24 protein-coding genes are annotated in these 21,561 nt (G+C 43.5%); 15 read left to right on the top strand and 9 right to left on the bottom strand.

Annotated elements, in window-relative coordinates:
* Positions 1–351: 351 nt before the first annotated feature.
* The 4 genes from V7K60_RS11185 to V7K60_RS11170 all read left to right on the top strand — a co-directional run bounded on the left by V7K60_RS11185 (position 352) and on the right by V7K60_RS11170 (position 3,575).
* Positions 352–1,632 carry a histidine kinase gene (locus V7K60_RS11185; protein ID WP_334925430.1) on the top strand — a complete coding sequence of 427 codons (1,281 nt, stop codon included), beginning with the start codon at positions 352–354 and terminating at the stop codon, positions 1,630–1,632.
* A 142-nt stretch (positions 1,633–1,774) separates the two neighbouring features.
* A complete protein-coding gene (locus V7K60_RS11180) occupies positions 1,775–2,236 on the top strand; it encodes a BON domain-containing protein (protein ID WP_334925428.1) in 462 nt (153 codons plus the stop codon).
* Positions 2,237–2,386: 150 nt separating this feature from the next.
* The gene (locus V7K60_RS11175) at positions 2,387–2,821 is read left to right on the top strand and encodes a CAAD domain-containing protein (protein ID WP_334925426.1); all 435 of its coding nucleotides are present in this window, start codon (positions 2,387–2,389) and stop codon (positions 2,819–2,821) included.
* 346 nt (positions 2,822–3,167) lie between these two features.
* Positions 3,168–3,575: a hypothetical protein gene (locus V7K60_RS11170; protein ID WP_334925424.1), complete on the top strand. Its 408-nt coding sequence runs from the start codon at positions 3,168–3,170 to the stop codon at positions 3,573–3,575.
* Between the two features lie 84 nt (positions 3,576–3,659).
* Here V7K60_RS11170 and V7K60_RS11165 read toward each other — a convergent pair whose 3' ends face one another.
* The 3 genes from V7K60_RS11165 to V7K60_RS11155 all read right to left on the bottom strand — a co-directional run bounded on the left by V7K60_RS11165 (position 3,660) and on the right by V7K60_RS11155 (position 6,867).
* A complete protein-coding gene (locus V7K60_RS11165; protein WP_334925422.1) occupies positions 3,660–4,043 on the bottom strand; it encodes a pentapeptide repeat-containing protein in 384 nt (127 codons plus the stop codon).
* Positions 4,044–4,112: 69 nt separating this feature from the next.
* A complete protein-coding gene (locus V7K60_RS11160; RefSeq protein ID WP_334925420.1) occupies positions 4,113–5,675 on the bottom strand; it encodes a metallophosphoesterase family protein in 1,563 nt (520 codons plus the stop codon).
* Between the two features lie 220 nt (positions 5,676–5,895).
* Positions 5,896–6,867, bottom strand: coding sequence for a YegS/Rv2252/BmrU family lipid kinase (locus V7K60_RS11155; protein ID WP_334925418.1), 972 nt, complete (start codon positions 6,865–6,867; stop codon positions 5,896–5,898).
* 512 nt (positions 6,868–7,379) lie between these two features.
* On the opposite strand from V7K60_RS11155, the gene hemC reads away from it, so the two are divergent.
* The 4 genes from hemC to V7K60_RS11135 all read left to right on the top strand — a co-directional run bounded on the left by hemC (position 7,380) and on the right by V7K60_RS11135 (position 10,728).
* The gene (gene hemC / locus V7K60_RS11150; protein WP_334925417.1) at positions 7,380–8,351 is read left to right on the top strand and encodes a hydroxymethylbilane synthase; all 972 of its coding nucleotides are present in this window, start codon (positions 7,380–7,382) and stop codon (positions 8,349–8,351) included.
* Between the two features lie 134 nt (positions 8,352–8,485).
* The gene (glgA, locus tag V7K60_RS11145) at positions 8,486–9,925 is read left to right on the top strand and encodes a glycogen synthase GlgA (RefSeq protein ID WP_334925415.1); all 1,440 of its coding nucleotides are present in this window, start codon (positions 8,486–8,488) and stop codon (positions 9,923–9,925) included.
* A gap of 246 nt (positions 9,926–10,171) precedes the next feature.
* Entirely contained in the window at positions 10,172–10,612 is a 441-nt protein-coding gene (locus tag V7K60_RS11140) for a sugar O-acetyltransferase (protein WP_334925413.1), read from the top strand.
* Positions 10,609–10,728 (top strand): hypothetical protein, encoded by a 120-nt coding sequence (locus V7K60_RS11135; protein WP_334925411.1) that lies wholly within the window; start codon positions 10,609–10,611, stop codon positions 10,726–10,728. Before V7K60_RS11140 ends, V7K60_RS11135 begins: the two co-directional genes overlap by 4 nt.
* 32 nt (positions 10,729–10,760) lie before the next feature.
* On the opposite strand, the gene V7K60_RS11130 is transcribed toward V7K60_RS11135, so the two are convergent.
* Positions 10,761–12,032, bottom strand: coding sequence for a HEAT repeat domain-containing protein (locus tag V7K60_RS11130; RefSeq protein ID WP_334925409.1), 1,272 nt, complete (start codon positions 12,030–12,032; stop codon positions 10,761–10,763).
* Positions 12,033–12,369: 337 nt separating this feature from the next.
* Here V7K60_RS11130 and V7K60_RS11125 point away from each other — a divergent pair, with 337 nt between their 5' ends.
* The 4 genes from V7K60_RS11125 (at position 12,370) to V7K60_RS11110 (ending at position 14,609) form a co-directional block, all read left to right on the top strand.
* Complete coding sequence (locus tag V7K60_RS11125) at positions 12,370–12,672, top strand: hypothetical protein (RefSeq protein WP_334925407.1); 303 nt, start codon at positions 12,370–12,372, stop codon at positions 12,670–12,672.
* Between the two features lie 89 nt (positions 12,673–12,761).
* A complete protein-coding gene (locus V7K60_RS11120; protein ID WP_334925405.1) occupies positions 12,762–13,025 on the top strand; it encodes a DUF1838 family protein in 264 nt (87 codons plus the stop codon).
* 403 nt (positions 13,026–13,428) lie between these two features.
* A complete protein-coding gene (locus V7K60_RS11115) occupies positions 13,429–13,668 on the top strand; it encodes a hypothetical protein (protein WP_334925402.1) in 240 nt (79 codons plus the stop codon).
* A 32-nt stretch (positions 13,669–13,700) separates the two neighbouring features.
* The gene (locus V7K60_RS11110) at positions 13,701–14,609 is read left to right on the top strand and encodes a HEAT repeat domain-containing protein (protein ID WP_334925401.1); all 909 of its coding nucleotides are present in this window, start codon (positions 13,701–13,703) and stop codon (positions 14,607–14,609) included.
* 279 nt (positions 14,610–14,888) lie between these two features.
* Here V7K60_RS11110 and V7K60_RS11105 read toward each other — a convergent pair whose 3' ends face one another.
* The 4 genes from V7K60_RS11105 to V7K60_RS11090 all read right to left on the bottom strand — a co-directional run bounded on the left by V7K60_RS11105 (position 14,889) and on the right by V7K60_RS11090 (position 17,650).
* On the bottom strand, positions 14,889–15,497 hold the full coding sequence (locus tag V7K60_RS11105; protein ID WP_334925400.1) for a HEAT repeat domain-containing protein: 609 nt from the start codon (positions 15,495–15,497) through the stop codon (positions 14,889–14,891).
* Positions 15,498–15,876: 379 nt separating this feature from the next.
* Positions 15,877–16,371: a bleomycin hydrolase gene (locus tag V7K60_RS11100; protein ID WP_334925399.1), complete on the bottom strand. Its 495-nt coding sequence runs from the start codon at positions 16,369–16,371 to the stop codon at positions 15,877–15,879.
* 78 nt (positions 16,372–16,449) lie between these two features.
* A complete protein-coding gene (locus V7K60_RS11095; RefSeq protein ID WP_334925397.1) occupies positions 16,450–17,007 on the bottom strand; it encodes a bleomycin hydrolase in 558 nt (185 codons plus the stop codon).
* A 472-nt stretch (positions 17,008–17,479) separates the two neighbouring features.
* Positions 17,480–17,650 carry an NblA/ycf18 family protein gene (locus V7K60_RS11090; protein ID WP_012410163.1) on the bottom strand — a complete coding sequence of 57 codons (171 nt, stop codon included), beginning with the start codon at positions 17,648–17,650 and terminating at the stop codon, positions 17,480–17,482.
* 293 nt (positions 17,651–17,943) lie between these two features.
* On the opposite strand from V7K60_RS11090, the gene V7K60_RS11085 reads away from it, so the two are divergent.
* The 3 genes from V7K60_RS11085 to V7K60_RS11075 all read left to right on the top strand — a co-directional run bounded on the left by V7K60_RS11085 (position 17,944) and on the right by V7K60_RS11075 (position 20,267).
* The gene (locus V7K60_RS11085) at positions 17,944–18,561 is read left to right on the top strand and encodes a phycobiliprotein lyase (protein ID WP_334925544.1); all 618 of its coding nucleotides are present in this window, start codon (positions 17,944–17,946) and stop codon (positions 18,559–18,561) included.
* Positions 18,558–19,103, top strand: coding sequence for a hypothetical protein (locus V7K60_RS11080; RefSeq protein WP_334925395.1), 546 nt, complete (start codon positions 18,558–18,560; stop codon positions 19,101–19,103). Before V7K60_RS11085 ends, V7K60_RS11080 begins: the two co-directional genes overlap by 4 nt.
* Before the next feature lie 396 nt (positions 19,104–19,499).
* Entirely contained in the window at positions 19,500–20,267 is a 768-nt protein-coding gene (locus V7K60_RS11075; protein WP_334925394.1) for a phycobilisome rod-core linker polypeptide, read from the top strand.
* A 271-nt stretch (positions 20,268–20,538) separates the two neighbouring features.
* Here the strand turns inward: V7K60_RS11075 and V7K60_RS11070 are convergent, their stop codons facing one another.
* Entirely contained in the window at positions 20,539–21,456 is a 918-nt protein-coding gene (locus V7K60_RS11070) for an RluA family pseudouridine synthase (RefSeq protein WP_334925542.1), read from the bottom strand.
* Between the last annotated feature and the right edge of the window lie 105 nt (positions 21,457–21,561).

Here is a 21,561-nt window from a genome sequence, read left to right as displayed (position 1 = left end):
TTATTTAATATTTCCTCAAAGAAAATTTATAAAGTAAATATTATCAAACTGTATCTACCGATATAGCAGGTTCCAAGCGGGTGAGTTATATTAGCAAACGGTATAAAATAATGTTTGTTAATATCAATTTTTATGAAAAAATTGGAATAATTTTTATAGAAACTTTAGAAAATAAAATATATTTTCTAATTGAGATTTAATTACTAACTTTAGATAAAGCTACCTCTGTCTAATGATAGAGATAAAATTCTCCCAAGCGATTGATGACAAATAAATAGAAACATGTATTAATAAGGGTTGTTATAAGCTATGAATTAGTAAATAATTGATTTTTGCTGAGGAGAAAGAATAATGGTAGTAGGTGTAAATAAACGTGCTGTAGGTGTATTTTCTCGTCGTCGAGATGTTGAAAATGCCCTACATGAATTAAAAAAAGTTGGCTTTGACATGGACAGAGTTTCTGTCATTACCCAAGATGGAGACAGAGATGATATTGCTGGCGCAGGTGTGAGCGATCGCGTTGGCGATCAATCTGACGAAGGTGCCAAAGTCGGAGCAGCTACAGGCGGTGCTTTGGGCGGATTGGCTGGCTTATTAGTCGGTCTTGGTACTTTAGCAATTCCTGGAATCGGGCCAATTATGTTGGCTGGAGCCGCAGCAACTACCCTAGCTACAACTCTGGCTGGCGCTGGTATTGGTGCAGTGGCTGGTAGTTTGCTTGGTGCATTAATTGGTTTAGGAATTCCTGAAGAACGAGCTAGAGTTTACGACGAACGTGTTAGACGAGGACACTATTTAGTCATTATTGATGGTACAGATTCAGAAATACTTAGAGCAGAAGCAATTTTAAATAATCAGGGTGTGGAAGAGTTTGGCATTTACGACCACCCAGATGCGACAAATGCAACCACTGGTTATGTGACTCCAACTCCGGCTGCGGGTTATAGTGGTGTTGCCAAACGTGCGATCGGGGTATTTTCTCATCGTCGAGATGCAGAAGTAGCAATTACAGAATTGCGAGATGCAGGTTTTTCGTTGAATCAAGTCTCGATCATTGCCAAAAACACAGATGGTCAAGGGATCGCTGGTGTAGATGTAGACAGAAATGTTGGTACTGGTAATAAAGCAGACGATGGTGCAAAAGCAGGAGCTGCTACAGGCGGTGTTCTAGGCGGCTTGACTGGCTTATTAGTTGGACTTGGAACTCTAGCAATTCCTGGAATCGGACCAGTAATTGCAGGTGGCGCAGTTGCAACAGCTTTAGCGACAACATTAACTGGTGGTGCGATCGGTGCAGCAGCTGGGAGTATTGTAGGCGCACTCGCTGGCTTGGGAATTCCTGAAGACAAGGCGCGAGTATATAGCGATCGCTTTCAAAGAGGTGACTACTTAGTAATTATCGATGGTACGGAAGCTGAAATCCACCAAGCCGAAGCGATTCTTAGACATCGAGGTATTGAAGAATTTGCAATCTATGATGCCACTGAAATTAGTGAATATCGCCCAGGCTCCAACCGAGTAAGCGATCGTGATGCAGCAGTAGTCGATCCTATTCGTCCCAATTACTCAACAGAGACTAATAGAAACGATCCTTCTGTAGTTATTGTCGATCGTCGTGATGAAGTACTTTAATTTAAAGTAGTTTTCACTCACACTAATTAGACAAAATTGTAGGAGCAATAATTTGAAAACTTTGCTCCTGACTAAAAAAACTTGCTCCTCACTTTTGCCGTAAATATCAATAGATTTCACTTTCTGATTCAGAATTAAACCAATGAAAAAGCTAACCCCCTTCGTAATTAGTTGCCTTTTATTGTTTGGTGTTGCTGCTTGTGATAACGCTTCTAAAACAAGTGAATCTGCACCCAATAATCCTAATGCGGCTCCCCAAACACCGACTGCACAAACAACAGAAGCTTCTCAAAAAGATGCGCAAAGTGAAGTTCGTAGAAGACAACTAAATGAGGATATTCGCGCCCGCGAACAGCGTAATAATACCACTGGTGGCGATACAAAAAGAGCTAAAGCTGACTTAGAAAGTGAAGTTCGCTCAAAATTGGAGGCTAATATCCCCAAAGGTCAACTAACAGTTAATGCCGCAGACGGTGGTGTTGTTACTGTCGCTGGAACTGTCACCAATCAGCAAGAGTTGGCTAAAATTGAAAAATTAGCTAAGGAAATTAAAGGTGTCAAAAGTGTAGTTGTGAAAGCAACTGTTGCCAAGGTAACTAACTAAGGCAACTAACAATAAATCCCTGCTAACTTTCAGTGGTCAGTAATAAGTTTAACTGACCACTAGTAATTGACAACTGAAGACCTTAATAACTATATTTATTGATGCTCAGCTCAGTTATACAAAGTCTTGTAGTTACCAAACATAAAAACTATGGAAACCGAACAACAGCAACGTGAATCCATCAATGCTTCCTTATCACAAGGTACGCTAGCACTTGAAGGTACTGATACGGCAAACTTGCCCAAGTTACCGCCAGCCCGTGAACCTGAATCTCAATGGCAGCAAATTAGTAGACAAATTTCTCAATTTTTAGAGCAACTGCCCCAATATCTAAGTGACTTTTTTCAGGACTACAAGCAGCCTCTAATAACTGTTGCTTTAATTTTGGCGGCAATTATTACAGCTAGGCTAGTACTAGCCGTGATAGCTGCAATCCATGATATTCCACTACTAGCACTACTTTTTGAGTTAGTTGGAATTAGTTACACCAGTTGGTTTATTTTCCGTTATCTACTGAAGGCTTCAACTCGGCAAGAATTAGTGGATGAAATTCAATTACTGAAAAACCAATTCGTGGGCGAGTAAATTTACTCACTATTAAACTAGGATTTACACGGGCAAATAGAACTTGCAGCTACACAAACTCTCGTCCGTCTCTACGGAATTGGGTAAAGCCTTGTATATTTGCAGTTTCTAATTGCCCTTTTAATGTTAAGTTGACCTCAACTAAAACCCTTGTTCTACCGAATAAATGTAAATCAACAGTATTTAACCGGATTCCATTTTAGTCTTTTGGATACATCAAAAGATAGAGAACATAACATTATTTTTAAATTTAAGTCACTTCTCAAGATAGTAGCTCAGAGATCAGAAACAGTCTAATCTAGTTTTTGAAGTTATTTAATACATTCTTTAACAGAGGACATAAATTATGGCTAATGAAGCAGTTAAGAGAGATACAGATTCATCTGATAGAGCGGAAGTCAGTAATTACGATCGCGGCATTATCCCCGCTGAAACCGCTGCTCGAATGGAAAGAGAAGGAGATAAGTTCAAAACAAGTCCCACGGAAGAACGGGAAGCAGATGCACCCACTGACGATCAAACCGATTCAGAAAGTATACGTACCACTGACGGCTATACCGTGGATAATGAAGGTTTGTCTAATAACTATGCAATTGAACCGGAAATGTATTACGAAGAACCGGGTGATGCACGCCAGCAAGCGGCAGAAGATAGGCAACAACGTATCGAAGAACTTGGAGAAGTTAATCAGGATGAGGAAGGCAAGTTGACAGAAAAAGGGGACAGCCGAGGTAGGGGTCCAGGAATAATTTAATTAACAACTTCTTTTTGTTGGGTGCAATTACACGTAAGAAGGCTAAATAGGTGGTTTCTAGAGACGCAATAATTGCGTCTCTACTTATATGGGTGGCATTTCCCAAGAGGAATAAGTTACAATTTCGCCGTCCGGCATAATAGTATCTTCCAAGACAGCATCCTTGATAGCATCATCCACAATAGCTCCTCTAAGATTAGCAGCTTGGAAGTCAGTATTTTCCAAGATAGTATCTCTAAGATCGGCTTCACTAAGATCGGCATCAAGCAAACCAGATTGATAGAAATTAACCCCTCGCAAATTTGCTTTTCGGAGCTTGATCCCGACCAAATCCGATTGGCTTAGATCGGCATTAGTCAAGTTAATCTCACTCAGGTCGAGACCACTCAAGTTAACCCCAATCAAAATAACACCTCTAAAATCCCGCTCACCAGCAGCATAGCGCTGGAGCAATTCTTCAACATCCATAACTCAAGTACTACATACAATTCATTTTGGTAAGTTAAGTATTGATGTGGCGATGGGGTAGGTGAATCGTTAAATAATCAGCGGCTCAAGTTCGCGATTATGCCATTGCCGCTGATACCATTCGGTAACTAAAGGACGGACAATAAACTTGGGCTGTCCATCGCCTTTAACGTCAATACGTAAACCTGAATAAGGTCGTCGCTTTTGAAAACCTTGACCGTTGCGACCGATGAACAGATGCGATCGCGCCACTAATCTATTTTCATTCCCAAAAGTCTCCATCAAATCTGCTCCCTCAATCCGTTGGCGTCGCAAACTAAACCCGCTACCGCCACAAACAATCCAGTGAATATGAGAATCAGCGTGTCCCGTATCCATTGTTTCCAGGTGTTCCAAGCAGTGTGCGTGACCGTTTAATACCAAATCGACCAAAGGACGACCCTGAGTTAAGGAACCGATTTCTTTAGCTACTGCATCCAGCACACTACGCAGGCGATCGCGAACGATTAGAGTTTGTGCTTGTTGCCACTTCGTCGCCTCAGTTACATAGGGTGGATGATGGAAATAAATTATCCTTCCCCGAACTTCAGAATTATTCCAAGATTCAATTAATCTTTGCTTGAGCCAATCCAGTTGTTCAGTGTCAGTCAGGGTTGTTTTATTAGTAGCTAGTTGCTTATCAATATCAACAATAATTTCTTCAATTTGTGACAGCTTGGCATGGAAGTCGTCTAATTGATCGGCTTCACTGGGGTTTTCCGGGCGAAGTTTGGCTGAAGTTTCAATAATTTGCAGCTTTTCTTGCTCTAAATCCTCACGGCGTTTTTCTAAGAGTTTGCGATCGGCATCACCTTTTTTTGTTTTCGGTAGCGGTGGTGGATCGTTAAATGTATTAGAATCCAAAGCAAAGAAATCAATACCGCCATAACGAAAAGTGTAATAGCGATTGGGAAGGCGGGTAAAGTGCCCAGGTTGATAAGAAAGACAACCACCTGTATCTGTCTTGGCTGTGTAGTGCCGATCTAAGTGACTAGCTAACTCTCCTGGAAGCTGAAACGCCTGAAGATAGTCGAGAAATGCCTTTGCGTAAGCGTCACCGCATCCTGAGCCATGTAAGCCCACATCTAGGTCTAACCGCGATCGCAACAGGTGACGAATGGGTAATGTTGTTAGGGATGCCAGAGTCAATAAAATCGGCAAGTTATAGTAATCGTGATTTCCCGGCACAGGTAAAATGGGCAGCTTAAAAACCATCTGGTCGTAAGCAATCTGTTTGCAATGCTCTGTGCCTAAGAGAAACTCTCGGTAAGGCTGGATGAAGTTTTGCTGGTAGTATTCACTCGATCCCACTAAATAGATCACATCCCCCGTATGCAGCATAAAACGGGATTCGTTGTGATGGGGCAGCATAAGTTCAGCCACCTGTCGCTGGGGATTGTGTCCCCGGTGACTGCCGGAACCACTATCACCAACAACTAAAAATGAGAACTCAGAATTGTCTGTTTGACCATCTTCCAAAACCAGCCGAGTTTGGTCAATATCCCGTTCCACAATTAACGGATCTTGCCACCGTACCCGCTGATTCATTTTACGAATTTTGTTAGCGATCGTTGGATCAGATACAAGTTTCAATGCAACCTACTCCTGAGTTTTCAATTGAAGGGGAGCAGGGGTAGTTGCAGTAAATTTTTACCCTTTACCCCTTTGCACCTCTGCCTCTTGTGCCCAATGACGGCAGTTGCTCCACTTGGGGAAACCGCAAGACTGCACTGCCTCCCCCATGCCCAATGACGGCAGTTGCTCGACTTGGGGAAACCCCAAGACCGCACTGCCTCCCCCATGCTCCCTGCCCTCATTCTCCTGCTGTGTCTTTCATCTCAATAGTCAGATTAGGAAGTCCCTCTAGTTTTTCGGTAGGCTCAACTTCTTCTACTAATGGCACAAAAATTCTTAAGCCTGCTGGTACACACTTAATTTCTACAGGTGTTGTGCCTACTATTTCACCATCTAGAACAACTTTTTGTGGTGGGTTAGTCGTAATTTTAAATTGTTTAGCTCGCAGGAAGCCAATATCATCACGGTCTACAGCGTTACCTGTAGAAGCCGTTTGAAATAAATGAAATGTGGCTGCGATCGCTCCTGCCTTGTTAGCTGGAGCTACAATCGTTAAATCTAGTAACCCATCATCATAAATCAAACCTGCTGGGCCTTGAGCCAAAACTGAAGTGGGAGGTGCGGCATTTGCTACCGTTACTGCACAGGCACTAGTTTTAATTATCCTGTCTTCAGTTTCAATTTCAACATCAAAGTTATGTAAGCTTCTTAATTGCTGGATTCCTGCCAAAACATAGGCCATCATCCCAAAGCGATTCTTGGCGTCTCGGTCTGCCAATTCTACAGTTTCAGCTTCAAAGCCAATACCTGCCAAGAGTACCATTGGCCGATCGTTGCAATAGGCTACGTCTACATGGGTGGTTGCTCCCTGCAAAATTGCCTGACACGCGCCTGCGATCGTGTCAGGAATTCCTAATGCTGTGGCAAAAGCATTTGCTGTTCCTCTGGAAATGATGCCAAATGGGATATCAGTTCCCACTATAGCCGCCGCCGCTATTGAGAGAGTACCATCTCCACCGGAAGCAATGATTGCATCTACTCCGCGCTCTACCGCTTGATATGCCAGTTGGTCAGCATCGATTTCTTCAGTTGTAAAATAAATATCTAGATCGATATCTGGCTCTAATATTGCCCGAATTTCTGCTAGCTCTGTATCTGGGTCGCCCTGACCCGCAACAGGATTGAAGATGAGACAGGCGGAACGATTCATAAGGTAAATAACTAGGCTTGGATAACTAATGAAGATAGCAAATTATTTTTAGCATTCCTGTAAATTTTCAACTTCCCTTTTGGGGCTGAGTTTTTTAGATATATTGACCAAGTTGAGCGCGATGTGGGAGTTTGAGTTGTATCGTTCCTGATTTTTTAGCATTTGACCTCGTTATCGGGCAATTAAGTTGAATATTGAGAATCAGTCAAATTACAGTTAAGATTTCATTCGATACTTAGCAATATCTGATGCATTTCGCCGACTTAATTCCGAAAGCACAACTATCGCTTTGTGCAGATATGTACACAACGCTTTGGGTCGCGAGGTTTATAATCAACGCGAAAAACATACCTACTCCCCATTCTTCTCTATTATTTGAGATTCCTCAAACAAGTTTTTGGTAAAGAATTGTAATCCAAAATCCCAAATCCAAAACCCAAAATTCGTATGAGTCACTGACTACGGTAGTCTAGATGAGAGTGAATTTATCGCCTGCGATATTATATTGTTTTATGACTTCAGTTGTTTCTAGTCCCCCACGCACTATTCGGATTGGTTCGCGCAAAAGCCAACTTGCTCTGGTTCAGACCTACTGGGTACAAGAGCAGCTCCAGAAAAGCTTTCCTGATATCACTTTTGAAGTCCACACCATGTCTACCCAAGGCGATAAAATCTTGGATGTAGCATTAGCTAAGATTGGCGATAAAGGACTTTTTACTAAAGAACTTGAACTCGGAATGCTCAATCAAGAGATTGACTTTGCCGTTCATTCTCTTAAGGATTTGCCGACTCACTTACCAGAAGGATTAACGTTAGCAGCAATTACTGAACGAGAAAACCCAGCAGATGCATTAGTGGTGCATGAAAAGCACAAAGATAAACAAATCGATACATTGCCTGAAGGTGCGGTAATTGGTACATCTTCTCTACGGCGGTTAGCACAGTTACGCCACCATTTCCCCCACTTCACTTTTAAGGATGTGCGGGGAAACTTAATTACACGGTTGGCAAAACTGGATGCAGGTGAATACGATGCTTTGATTTTGGCAGCAGCAGGATTAGAAAGATTGGGAATGGGCGATCGCATTCATCAAGTCCTACCCAAAGAAATTTCCCTCCACGCTGTTGGACAAGGAGCTTTGGGGATAGAATGCCGTGCTGATGATAGTGAAGTGCTATCTCTACTCAAAGCAATTGAACATACCGAAACACGCGATCGCTGTCTCGCCGAACGATCTTTCCTTCGCTCTTTAGAGGGCGGCTGTCAAGTACCTATCGGTGTAAATACAGAAATATCTGGGGAGAATTTGACCTTAACCGGGATAGTCGCCAGTGTAGATGGTCAAAAGTTCGTCAAAGATACCGTCACCGGAATTGCCAACAACGCCGAAGCACTAGGCATAGAACTAGCAGAACTGTTGCGACAACAGGGAGCGCAAGAAATTTTATCAGAAATTTTTGCAGTGATTCAGCGTGGTTCTTAAGCAATTGGGCAAGCCGATGTGATTAGATAAGAATTGATCGTCGTTGCACTGATGTGCCAGACGCGACTTGTCGCGTTGGTCGGGATTTCAGAAAGTTAATTTGACAATATAGACTCAGGGAAGCAAAAATTACCATGCGGATTCTATTTGTTGCAGCAGAGGCAGCACCCGTTGCGAAAGTAGGAGGAATGGGTGATGTTGTCGGGGCATTACCCAAAGTCCTGAGAGAAATGGGGCATGATGTGCGGATATTCTTGCCTTACTACGGCTTCCTGCCAGACAAAATGGAAATTCCCCAAGAACCCATCTGGTGGGGAGATGCCATGTTCCAGCACTTTGCAGTATACGAAAGTGTTCTGCCTGGTACTGATGTTCCCTTGTACTTATTTGGACATCCGTCCTTCATGCCGCGCCGCATCTATTCTGGAGATGATGAAGATTGGCGGTTCACATTGTTTGCTAATGGTGCAGCTGAGTTTGCCTGGAATTACTGGAAGCCAGATGTTATCCATTGTCACGATTGGCATACAGGGATGATTCCGGTGTGGATGCACCAAGATCCTGATATCACCACAGTGTTTACCATCCATAACCTAGCTTATCAAGGGCCGTGGCGTTGGTATTTAGAGAAAATTACTTGGTGTCCCTGGTATATGCAAGGACACAATGTCATGGCGGCAGCGGTGCAATTTGCCAACAAGGTAAATACAGTTTCGCCTACCTATGCCGAGCAAATCAAGACACCTACTTACGGTGAAACATTAGAAGGTTTGCTGTCTTTTATTAGCGGTAAATTATCTGGGATTATCAACGGTATTGATACTGAGGTATATAATCCAGAAAATGACAAATACATTGAGCAAATCTTTACTGCTGATACTTTAGAAAAACGCAAAGCCAATAAAATTGCTTTGCAACAAGAATTAGGATTAGAAGTCAACTCCAAAGCCTTTTTTATTGGGATTGTTACCCGATTAGTGGAACAAAAAGGCATTGATTTGATATTGCAAATCCTTGATCGCTTCCTATCTTATACAGATGCCCAGTTTGTACTGTTAGGGACAGGCGATCGCTACTATGAAACTCAGATGTGGCAATTAGCATCCCGTTTTCCCGGACGCATGGCAACTTACTTACTGTATAATGATGCCCTGTCTCGCCGGATCTACGCTGGTACTGATGCCTTCTTGATGCCCAGCCGTTTTGAACCATGCGGTATTAGCCAAATGATGGCTTTGCGCTATGGTTCTGTACCCATTGTCCGCCGCACAGGTGGATTAGTTGACACCGTAACCCATCACGACCCTGAAAATGCTGCTGGTACTGGTTATTGCTTCGATCGCTATGAACCGTTAGACCTTTTCACCTCTATGATCCGGGCTTGGGAAGGCTTCCGTTTCAAACCGCAATGGCAAGAACTACAACAACGCGGCATGAGTCAAGATTTTAGTTGGTATCAATCTGCCAAGCAGTACGTGAAGTTGTACAAATCAATTTTCGGTTTGCCAGAAGAAGAAGAGACACCAGAACCAAAGTTAGTTTTAAACGAAGCAGTCACCAGTGGTAAGTCCTAAACTGCCAGTAGAAGCGTACAGATGTGCGTTTCTACTCCTAACTTTGAATAACTCAAGTTGCTAGTTATGGATTCGGGCGATGCTTTCTCTACGAGACGCTACGCGAACAGTGAGCTTCTCTACCAGACGCTTTGCGTAGCTTGCTTCCCCAAAAGGGTACGCTAACGCAAAACTTTTCGGTTTACTGAAATTGAAATCTGGTATTGTACTTCATGAACCTGCAATCTGCTGTAAAGAGGCGTTATTGTGCTTAGTGAACGCGAGAAGATGTTGGCGGGAGAGCTGTATAACAAGCTTGACCCTGAACTAGTCCGCGCTCGCGACCGGGCGCGGGACTTGTGTCAAGACCTCAATGCCATGCGCTTTTCCCAACACGAGGAGCGTCAGCACATCCTCCAAGAAATGTTGGGCGCAGGAGGCGAGGACGTGTGGATACAGTCACCATTCTTCTGCGACTACGGGTTTAACATACTGCTTGGGAAGAAGTGCTTCTTCAACTTCAACTGCGTTGTGCTCGATATCTGCCAGGTGAAAATCGGAGATTACACATTGTTTGGCCCAGGGGTGCAGATTTATACTGCCACCCACCCGCTTAACGCAAAGCTGCGCCGCCAGCAAGAGTTCGGCAAGTCGGTAGAGATCGGCTCTGGTGGGTCGGCGGCGCAGCTGTCATTTGTCCGGGTGTGACAATCGGTTCGGGGTGCGTCATCGGCGCGGGCAGCGTAGTCACCCACGACATTCCCGCCGGGGTGTTAGCTGCCGGCAACCCCTGCCGTGTTATCCGGGAATTAACGGATATCTAAGCTTAATATAACTCCTGAATTCTAACTTCTAACTATTGAGTACTTGTTGCTTTCGCCCTAATTAACCAATCACGATCGCCAGTGCAAATTTCCCGACCAGAGGAATCTCCTAAGCGGTCTAGCGCCAATAAACAAGCGTATTTCAAATCCCAAATTGGCGTATTCAGGGAAATTTTAATTTCAGGAATCGCTCGTGAATCACCCAATTCACCAAGAGCGATCGCACACGCGGCACGAGATTTCTGAAACTGAGGTTCGCGGTTGTGCAGGTTTTCCACTAATAAATCATAGGCGGGAGCATATTTCAGCCAGCCGAAAAGTTTCATAACATGATAATGAGCGCCATAATCGTTATATGCCTTGTCCGAATAAGTTGCTAAAAGCGCTGCTGGTGCTTCTTGTGGATAGATATCTAGTAAGGTTTTTGTTGCTAAATAACAGCGTCCAAAATCGGTTTCGTAGAGTTCGTTAATCACAAAATCTAGAACAGGGGTAGCATCATACTCATGTACTAGATCGAGGTCGTTGGGATGATCGTAGAGTACTTGCTCTAAGTAAGGTTGAATTTCTGTAAAGGTAATTTCACCACTGGGAACGCCTGCATCCAATAGCATCCGCAATCCTCGCAACCGAAACACCAGAGATACAGGACAACGGGCAATTTCTGGGATGGCTTTGTAATAGCGGGAATCAATCAGGTCTTGAATACAACCACGCCGTGCATTGACACTGGAACTTTGCAGCAGCGCCATCACCTCAGTAATTTCGGAATAGTCACCCGTGAACCGACAAACTGTAGCGATCGCTGCACTACGGGTAGGTTCATCCTCGACTTGGGTAAACTTCCGTACACGTTCTAGGGACGGCTGATAGTCAGCGTTAGCTAAAGTGTGAATAATGACTCGATAGATTTGACCTGGTTTATCAAGCAGTTGTGCTACCTCTTCGAGAATTTCTGGCTCTTTAGTGCCAATTTCCCCGATTGCCCACACGGTATTTTCGACAGTATAAATATCATCATCTTTAAGGCACTGCCGAATTACAGGTAAAGCTGATTGTGCCTGCAATCGCCCTAAACTTTCCACAGCTTTGCGTCGGACAATGCGGTGGTCTAACTCATCAGGGTTACTGGTTTCAATCGCCCGTACCAAAGCCGTAATCGATTGCTCAGTGGGGAAGTTAATTAGATGGGAAACAGCAATATATTTATCAGAAGCGTCTTCGAGTTGTTCTAATGGTGTATCAATAATTGCGATCGCTTCTTCTTCTGTTAGCCCAAACATTTTAAAAAAACGTTTATCCATTGATCTGTAAATTGCTCTTGGATAATTGCTTAGAGGTCACTTTTATTATCGTACTAGGGAGTGGTGACTGGAAAATAGCAGTAAGTGGCAAGAAAATTTACAAGCATGTAACGAAAAGTTAACCAGTTTAATGAAAGTTTAATTTAACAGGTTGCGTACTGTAGTTTCCTCTTTCTCCCCTAGCTTGAACACCCTATATACTTTGATGTGCAGTTTGTACCATTGATTTAGAACCTAGAAACTGGTGCGATCGCCTCAAATGAGAATATAAATATTTTTGTATTAGCATAATAACGTCGCTAACAGAATAATTTTTAAAATTGATGGAGATAACAATATGAACAACGATCCAAATGACCAGGATTTGGAACAACAACAATCTCAAGGAGCTAATTCTGAAGTTACAGAGTTAGAAGCTTTACGGTGTGAATTACGCGAATTAAAAGAAGAAATTAAGAATAAACAACAGATTACAAGTGGCGACATAGCGGTAGGTGTAGCTGGAGGTATTATGAAAGTAATCGGTACTTTTGTTATGCTGTACTTTGCTTTAATGTTCATCGTTCTCTTCTTTTCAGCAGTTACAAGTATTATTAAAGACAATTCGCCTAGTCCTTCAATTACCTTGCCACCGCCTTAATGGGGTGTAATTTAATAAAGAAAGATTTCAGGTTTAAACGTTTTCTTGTTTACTTCATTGGTGCGCTCGACAAATATCAGATTCATGGGATGTTTGGCAAACAGTTGAAGGTGGAGATTAAGTTAGGATATGCTCATCTAGCTAAATTAAGATTTGAAACCACAATATTTAAAGTAGATTCTTTTGAGCAGCTTCATCCTAGCTTGGTCAAGCTGGTGAGGGAAAAAGTACCAATTTATGAACTTACGCCGACGGAAAGTGATGAGCCGAATGTCACGAGCATTCAATACTTTAAGAAAAACTTTGAGTCCTACTTACGGGGAGATATTTTTCCACTAGAGGAAAGCTCTTGAGCAGTTTTTGCACGGTGCTAAACTATGCGATCGCAATGTCTACGACGGGCTGTGACGCTCGTAGAGAGCGCGTGCCGTAGGCAAGACTCGCTAAGGCTACACGAAGGCTATCGGTGACGCACTTTCAATCTAAAAAGCCTAAAAGACTTATTAGAACTTGGATTGAAGGCTGTAGTTGGGCTTTAATTTTGAAGATTTACGTCAAAAAGCTTTACCAGTGGTAACTCAATCTGAGAAGATCAAAATATATGCATTTGTCAGCTATTACTTAGTTGCCTCTTGCCAATTGTTCAGTTCTATGTAACAGCTAAGTGCTGGTCTTTAGCGAGTAACCAAATACAAACGTTCTTTGGAACACTGACCACACATTATTATATAAACACGCATTTAGGAAAGAAAAGTTATGGATGAAACCTCAGAACTCACAACAAGCGATAACGTAAAGGCTCAAGATGTAGCAGAAGTTATTGCAGAACTTGAGCAATATCGGGAACGTCTAGTTCAAGAAACTATGGAAACAGCAAAACGGGCTAAGTTGATGAGAGTAAATGTTATGGCAAAACTGGAGCCTGAGCTTGCCAAGATTGATTCTGCCCTCCAGGAACTCCGTAATCAGCAAGCTGCCCTGAGTGTCAGCAACTAGTAATCCATCTTGATAATTTAGCTATAAATCACATGCTCAACTCTGAAACTCAATCCGGGGAGGATTTGTTAAATCTGTCCCAGGCAAAAACTGATGCTTTACTTGCAGCGGTGAGTGAGCAATTAGGCTTAAACACCTTTAACCCTGATGACCAAGAGCTACTAAAGCAGATGATTGAGAGTATGGGAGACTCACGGGGGATGGTTAGGTTAAGTTTTGCGGAGACATTGGGTAAAATCGGTAAACCAGCGACCCCTTTATTGATGGAAGCTGTGGCAAATCACCCAAACCCAGTTGTGCGGCGAGCCAGCACCAAAACCCTGACACTCATAGCTGACCCTCAAGCAATTCCAACCTTGGTCAAGGCTCTGTTAAATGATGAAGATACAGTGGTCAAAGCCTCGTCGGTGGGAGCGCTCGCCAAGATAGGTAAGCCCGCTGTGCCAGCATTACTAAAAATCTTAGCGTCAAGTGAGTATCCAGAAAGTGCCAAAGGATATGCAGTATGGGCGTTGGGATTTATTGGAGCAGAGGCGAAGGAATATTTATATCAAGAGATGAACTCAGACTCGGCTGAGGTTCGCGCTGCGGTGGTAGGTGCGATCGCTAAAATTGCTGAAGAAGGTACTGAAGAAGGAGCATTTAATATTTTAGTTAACGCCCTCACCGATCCATCTGAAATTGTGCGGTGTGAAGCAGCATCTGCTTTGGGCAACCTCGCCTATCAACCGGCGATTCCCAACTTTGTCGAGTTACTGCATCATACCGATTGGGAAACTCGAAAAGCGTCGGCTTTGGCATTGATGAAGATTGGCGATGGTGCTGCCTTAGAACCTCTGCAAACCGCATTAACTGAGGAAGGGGAACCAGGGGTTCAGGCGGTGATCAAGTTGGCGATTTCTCAAATTGAGAAACAGTTAGAGGAAGATGCTTGGGAATAGAGCGATCAGCATACGACAAAGGTAAATGGAAAAATCGCTAGTGCTGTCAAGGTGAATCTTGAGGAAACTGCAATTTCTACTCATTACTAGCTTAGAACTCGGCACTTGAGCATGATTACTTGAAACTTCAAGTTCAGAACTCGGCACTTGAGCATGATTACTCGAAACTTCAAGTTCAGAACTCGGAATTTTCGGAATTCTCAAAGAACAAGTGAAGTTTAGAGTTGAACAAGTATGAAACTAAAGCTACATCTCACCTCGACAGAGCTAGAGCGATCGCTACACTCTTTTATAGTTAATTACCTGATCCAATCGAGGCAAGGCACTCACTGCTGACTCACGAACGTATGGATCGACAGATTCATCATTGGTCAATGCTGTCAGCACTTCCACTCCTCGGATATCACCCATTGAACCGAGTGCATTCACAATTGCCACAGCCACCGCAACATTATCCGTCGTTTTCAGAGCTTCAGTTAAAATTTCAAAGGCAGGGGAACCAATCTCACCCAGAGCCATCACAGATGCAATATAAACAACACCATTTGGGTCACTGAGCGCTGTTTTCAATCCCTGTAAGCCCTCAGCAGGGAAAGGAACATCGGGATGGTTGGCAGCAACCTGTGCCAGGGCCTTAGCGCAGCTACCCCGAATGGTCGCATTATCGCTATTTACTAATGACTCTACCAGTGGCGGTACTGCATCTATACCAATAGCCCCTAGCGCCTTTACCGCAGCTCGACGGTAGGTCACATCTTCTTCATCCAAAATACTCATCAACCGAGGAATGGTATTTTGATCACGAACATCAGCCAGTTCCCACATGGCTCGTTCCCGCAGATTGGGGTTCGGGTGTTTCAACTGTTCAAATAGAGAATCTATTGTCATAAAAGAAAATTTCCCTGTTTAAATCCTCCAAGTTCAATCATTAATTACGAATTACGAACTTGTACTGAGCCAAGTCGAAGTATTACAAATTACGTTAGCGTAGCGTAAGGCCTTCTCTTTCAGAGATGCTAACGCCGAACGGCATGGCTTCTCTTCGAGACGCACTTGCGTTCGCTTAGAGCGAGTCTTCGTTCGCTTTTAGCGTCTGTCTGCGACACGCACTCGCGTTCGTAGAGAGCGTCATTACGAATTACGAATTAGTAATAACAGAGGGACTCTTGGTCAATTACTCAACCTGATACAGGCAAAGCAACGGACTGAGAGTCCCTGAGTTTTAGAGTATGACGATCGCTCGTCTACGTCTAGTCAATCCCTATGACTATGAAAGGGAGTTGATTACGTAGTCGAGGAGATTGCGGAACTCAACCAACGCTTGAGGAGACAAGTCGCGAGGAGCACAAGCGCGATCACGAGTGTAAGTCAGCGCAGTTACATAAGGAGCAGTGGGCAGATTCAAAGAGCGATACACTTCACGAGCACCTGCAATACCCCACTCATCTAGAGGCCCAGTACCGCCCACAACTAAGCTGTAATTGATCAAGCGTAGGTAGTGCTTGATGTCGCGCAGGCACTTGTCTTTCTTAACTTGAGTGTCGCCAGCTTCACCTTCTTGGTTCAAGAAAGGATATTTCTTGAAGGCAGCATCATAACCTTCTTTAGCTACGTTATCGATACCAGAAGCTAGCTTTTCAGCAGCTTCTAGACGAGCATTAGCACGCTGAATGCTACCTTGAACGGATTCTAGATCAGAGGTGCTGGGGAAACGACCTGCTGCATCAGCAGATGTAATAACTGTGGTGATAACTGATTTCATTGCTTTTTATACTCCAGATGGGATTTGATCGGGTTTTAATTTCAGTTCGTTTGGCTAATAGCCGTTAGCCATGAGCTATTAGCTCAGAGCAGAAATAACGCGATCGAAGTAGCTAGCAGCTTCAGCAGCTAGAGCAGAGCAATCGCCTTGAATTACTTCTTGCTTGCGGAATCTTTTACCAGCGTTACCTTCAGTGTTGGTGTTGGTGATGTGGGCAACACTGATAGCCTTCAGCAGCTGTACAGCACGTACAGAAGAACCGGTGGGGACGCCCAAAGCTGTGTAGGTTTCTTTCAGCCCATTGAGAGCACGATCATCCAATACAGAAGAATCACCAGCCAATAGCGCATAGGTTACGTAGCGCAGGATGATTTCAGCATCACGTAGACAAGCAGCATGGCGACGAGTTGGGTACAGGTTACCACCAGCTTGAATCAAACCTTGGTTTTCACAGGCAATCCCAGCAATGGCATCAGAAACAGCACAGCTAGAGTTGCTAGCGATCGCGTTTACAGCATCAAGGCGCTTGTTGCCTTCAGAAATGAAAGACTTGAGGGCTGCTAAATCAGCACCACCGATAGGAGCAGTTTTGGCATCTGCTGTAATTACAGCTTTGGAAAAAGCATCAAGAACCATGAGTTCTCCTTAATATTCACAAATGGCGGATATTATTTTTGGCGTGTTCTCAAGCAGATTAACTGTGAGTAGCCAAAGAAAAACATAGGGGATCAATAGTACCCTAGTCTTTACTATGAGAGACAAAGTAATAATCTGTAATATTTATCTTGGGTATGGAGGATATGGCGCTTCTGTGTTGAGTCCGAAAGAGACTTAACCTCCAACCTTAGCCCAGTCATGCCTAAAAGCAACTAGAAAATCTCTAACGCCAGTAGCGATTGCATCCCGAATTGCTGAAAACGCTTATTCCCGTTCCTTGGTCATGCAAATAGCTCGACAAAATCCCGCAATCTCTAATCAAACGCAACAAATCTGCTGGTCAGTTGTTCAGCAAATGCCCTGCCCAATGCCCAAAAATTAAGACTTACGCATTTTTGTGGAACTTTGCCATTGCGTAAGTCTTAAAGAAAAAATTTTGTTTTTCACTCGGTCAAGCTTGTTTGAGCAGATGTTTAACCAAATTATCTTTCACCATCATCTGCCGTAAAACTTCTAGTAAAAATTCTTGAGCCTCTTGTTGACTCAAACTTTTTACCTGGTCTTTCAAATTTTGTAAGCGAAACTGTTGTTCTAAAGTTAATTCGACTGGAAAGTCCATCATTCACTCCTGTGATTGACTGAATCGAAAGGTATTTGTTGTTAGTAGAAGACGATCACTTTTTACTAGTTTAGCACTTGGATATTAAAATGTCTATATTGTCAAGCCATAATGAATCACTCTCATAAAAGTTTACAATTACATAACAACACCTCTACTTCTCCCGTTGTAGGGAGTTTATTAAAGCTGTCCGCTAATCGCTGTAATGTTTAGAATGTTTATATACCAACTACTCTAAAAACAAAGAACAAGGTAAACATCATCCGCAGGAGCAATAAGTAGGAGTCAGAAGATTGATAGACGCAATGGAATTTTTTCAGCTAAGTGCTGGTAAGTGGCGATCGCAACGTGCAACTCATCATCTGGCGTTCAAGCGCTCAGAGACGGGAGAATCGGATATACAGGTAGAAACTCTCGATGCCGATCATCCAGAAATCATTGAACTGTGCCGGTATCATGAGATTGATCCCAGCCTTTCAGTCGGTGGTTCGCGTGTGCGTTGGCTAGGGACAATGGCTTGGGATCGAGAGGATGAGGAGAATCATCAGGGGAAAACCATATTTGCAATCGTGCCTGATGGCGATAACCCAAGGCAAGGCAAATTACTCCGCGAAAGAGGTTACGCCGAAATTGTCCCAGTAGTCGGTCTTTTTCACATGGATGATGAAGATGGACTGGTGTTGACAACCGAATATGAAACAATGAGTTCCATTGAGCGATTCTGGTTCGCCAGCCCAAATATGCGAATGCGAACCAGTACAGTCAAACGGTTTGGCGGCTTTAGCACCGCATCGTTTTGTACCGAAAGCCGCATTGAAACTTCTGGTGAGGCTTCCAGCACAGAAGAAGTAACAGAAAGACTTGGGGCGGATGTTTTGGAAAAGAGACAGTTTTATTCAGTTTTGGGCTGGTGAATTATCTCAAGCAGAGCGATGCTTTGACTCGTGGGCAAGATTATCTGCGTCTGGTACAGGGACTTGCCCTAGAACCGGGTATGGTGGATGTATTTGATAACCTGCGCGATCGCATCCCCATTTGCACTTGGATCGGCGAGAATATTAACACTGTAAACGCTCAGATCAACGCCTATCTAGAAGTTTGTCATGAGTGCTTTCATCCCCAAGAGCGTCGCCAAATCCAAATTTTTGCAGTTCCCATAGCTCAATCCTTCGGGATAGATGGGCTGTGCAATATTCTCACAAACCCAATCACTATTCTGGTAGATGTTGGTCGAGTTGCACCTAGAGATTGGTTTGGTGTAGTCGTCCATGAATACGCCCATGCCCATCTAGGAGAGTTTGGTCACAATGAGCAGTTTGCTAGCATCCTATCTCATCTATGCTTAGGACTGGGATTGGAACCACCCTACTGGCAGGCAGAAATGGAAGCAACTTTGCGTAGCTGGCCTCACTGTAAATCAACCATAGATCCCCTGGAATTTTGGATAGGTCGCTGAGTCGCTGAGGGAGGCAGGAGGCAGAGGGTATAGATGAGGGAGAATAACTAATGCAATGCCCAATGCCCAATGCCCCATTAATTTCTTTTGCTAAATGTTAAAAATTATTGCTTCAGTTCAAAAAGGTGAAACTGAATCTCCTAATCTAAAATATGTGAATAAAGTTTTTTTAGTCATTTTAGTCATTTACGTAGTCATTAAGCTGAAAGCCCAACTCCCTATTTATTGATTAGCTATGGGTTGAATCCAGCAGGCTAATCATTTATCCTACGAATACTTAAATTCCCTTAGTTAAGTTTCGTGAAATTTTATCAGAATCTGAAGTTATGATACAACTACTCCCTTAATATGTGATTAAAAGTTGTTAACTTTAATTAAGAACATGGAGGCTTTAGAGTGGCAATTCCTCTGTTAGAATATGACCCTTCAAGTCAAAATCAGCGTGTAGCTGCATACGAAGTACCGGGTGATGAACAGCCTAGGATTTTTAATACCGACAATATACTTTCTCCGTCAGATTTAGGTGATTTGATCGAAGCAGCATATCGTCAAATTTTCTTTTATGCTTTTGCTGCCGATCGCGAAACATATTTAGAGTCTCAACTCCGTAATGGACAAATTACAGTACGGGACTTTATTCGTGGTTTGGTGCTTTCTAATACCTTTAAGAAAAGCTTCTACGACCTCAACAATAATTATCGCTTTGTTGAGCAAGTAATTCAGCGGGTTCTAGGACGCGATCCCTACAATGAGCGGGAAAAAATCGCCTGGTCAATTGTAGTCGCTACCAAGGGTATTGTAGGCTTTATTGATGAAGTGCTCAACACCGAAGAGTACCTGAGCAATTTTGGATACTCCACAGTGCCTTATCAGCGCCGTCGGATACTGCCATCCCAATCAGCGGGTGAGTTACCATTCAACATCAAATCTCCGCGATACGAAGATTATCACCGTGCCAAACTGGGTTTCCCCCAAATCATTTGGCAGGTCGAAGTACGCAGATTCCTCCCACAAGAGCAAAAAGTAAAGGCTGGAGATCCATCTCTATTCCTAGGTATGGCACAAAATATCAATGCAACTGGCAATGCTCCACAACGGATCTCGCCATACAACATCGATATCGAAAAGTCTGTACCTTATCGGCAACTGTCGGGAATTAAATAACGATTTTTGGTCGGTGGCTGGCTAGTACATCCATTTGATAATTTTATAGCGTGCATAAGTCTTGGGTTATGTAGGAGTTTTATTTAGATATAACTAAGTGAAACAGACTCTATCCCATGTCTAATGCACGCTAGTTGTTAATGGGCATTGGGCATTGGGGAGCCAGCGCTGTGGGCGGGTTTCCCGACTTGAGACGACTGGCGTCATTGGGTATGGTTTCTTTCAATGCTCGATGTGTTTAAAATGGGGGTATTTTCAGGCGGGGAAAAACTTAAAGTGTAGTTCGTCTTTTTAGCATCTCTAAAAGTTTTGTAAAGTGGGCGGGAGGAGTAGCTGTCACCTCAATCAACTCTTCAGATAGGGGATGCTGCAATTTGAGTCGCCAAGCATGTAGTGCTTGACCAGGCAAATTTACTCCCACCGAATGACCAGAACTATAAACTGGGTCACCGACAATGGGATGACCTATTTTGCTGCTGTGGACACGAATTTGATGGGTGCGTCCAGTTTCTAGTTGAAAGTGAATTAAGGTGAAGTTACCAAGGCGTTCTAATACTTTCCAGTGAGTGACGGCGACTCGTCCGCCTTGTTCAACAGGCATAACAGCCATTTTTTTGCGGTCTTGGGGATGGCGACCAATGGGCAAGTTGATAGTGCCACTTTCAGTTTTTGGCGCACCGTAAACTATGCCCAAGTATTCTCGTCGTGCAGTTTTTGCTTTGAGTTGTGCTTGTAGATGATGATGAGCAATATCTGTTTTAGCGATCGCGATCGCCCCCGTAGTATCCTTATCCAATCGATGGACGATTCCTGGACGTTGGACTCCGCCAATTCCTGGTAAATTGGGACAGTGAGCCAGCAGGGCATTTACTAAAGTACCATCTGGATGACCGGGCGCAGGATGGACAACTAAGCCTGCGGGTTTATTCAGAATAAGTAACTGGTCATCTTCATAAAGGATATCTAAGGGGATATCTTCTGCTTGCAGTTCTAAAGGTTGAACTTCTGGTATTTCGAGAGTGATGCGATCGCCTACCTTGACATTGATCTTCTTAGATGTGCAAACTTGATCGTTAAGTTGGACGTTACCCTGTTCGATTAACTGTTGGATGCGGGAACGAGATAAGTCTGGTAATTCTTGGGAAAGGTAACGGTCGAGGCGATCGCCTTTGGTGTTGACGCAGTGTATCGTACTCTTAAGGGGAAGCAAGCTAGGTGTAGCATCCTCATATGGAGTTGACAAGCGTTCGCCCTTGGCGTTGGCGTAGCCATCGCTATTTTCTTGGATTTGTAA

Origin of the sequence: Nostoc sp. (assembly GCF_036917555.1) — a bacterium.
Classification (GTDB): Bacteria; Cyanobacteriota; Cyanobacteriia; order Cyanobacteriales; family Nostocaceae; genus Nostoc.
This window is presented reverse-complemented; position numbering and strand designations above follow the sequence as displayed.

Coding starts and splice junctions, on each gene's coding strand:
- V7K60_RS11105 (WP_334925400.1), bottom strand. CDS start 15,497: ATGACAATAGATTCTCTATTTGAACAGTTGAAACACCCGAACCCCAAT.
- V7K60_RS11185 (WP_334925430.1), top strand. CDS start 352: ATGGTAGTAGGTGTAAATAAACGTGCTGTAGGTGTATTTTCTCGTCGT.
- V7K60_RS11095 (WP_334925397.1), bottom strand. CDS start 17,007: ATGGTTCTTGATGCTTTTTCCAAAGCTGTAATTACAGCAGATGCCAAA.
- V7K60_RS11180 (WP_334925428.1), top strand. CDS start 1,775: ATGAAAAAGCTAACCCCCTTCGTAATTAGTTGCCTTTTATTGTTTGGT.
- V7K60_RS11100 (WP_334925399.1), bottom strand. CDS start 16,371: ATGAAATCAGTTATCACCACAGTTATTACATCTGCTGATGCAGCAGGT.
- V7K60_RS11120 (WP_334925405.1), top strand. CDS start 12,762: ATGTTTGGCAAACAGTTGAAGGTGGAGATTAAGTTAGGATATGCTCAT.
- V7K60_RS11125 (WP_334925407.1), top strand. CDS start 12,370: ATGAACAACGATCCAAATGACCAGGATTTGGAACAACAACAATCTCAA.
- V7K60_RS11170 (WP_334925424.1), top strand. CDS start 3,168: ATGGCTAATGAAGCAGTTAAGAGAGATACAGATTCATCTGATAGAGCG.
- glgA (WP_334925415.1), top strand. CDS start 8,486: ATGCGGATTCTATTTGTTGCAGCAGAGGCAGCACCCGTTGCGAAAGTA.
- V7K60_RS11090 (WP_012410163.1), bottom strand. CDS start 17,650: ATGATGGACTTTCCAGTCGAATTAACTTTAGAACAACAGTTTCGCTTA.
- V7K60_RS11175 (WP_334925426.1), top strand. CDS start 2,387: ATGGAAACCGAACAACAGCAACGTGAATCCATCAATGCTTCCTTATCA.
- hemC (WP_334925417.1), top strand. CDS start 7,380: ATGACTTCAGTTGTTTCTAGTCCCCCACGCACTATTCGGATTGGTTCG.
- V7K60_RS11130 (WP_334925409.1), bottom strand. CDS start 12,032: ATGGATAAACGTTTTTTTAAAATGTTTGGGCTAACAGAAGAAGAAGCG.
- V7K60_RS11115 (WP_334925402.1), top strand. CDS start 13,429: ATGGATGAAACCTCAGAACTCACAACAAGCGATAACGTAAAGGCTCAA.
- V7K60_RS11110 (WP_334925401.1), top strand. CDS start 13,701: ATGCTCAACTCTGAAACTCAATCCGGGGAGGATTTGTTAAATCTGTCC.
- V7K60_RS11165 (WP_334925422.1), bottom strand. CDS start 4,043: ATGGATGTTGAAGAATTGCTCCAGCGCTATGCTGCTGGTGAGCGGGAT.
- V7K60_RS11155 (WP_334925418.1), bottom strand. CDS start 6,867: ATGAATCGTTCCGCCTGTCTCATCTTCAATCCTGTTGCGGGTCAGGGC.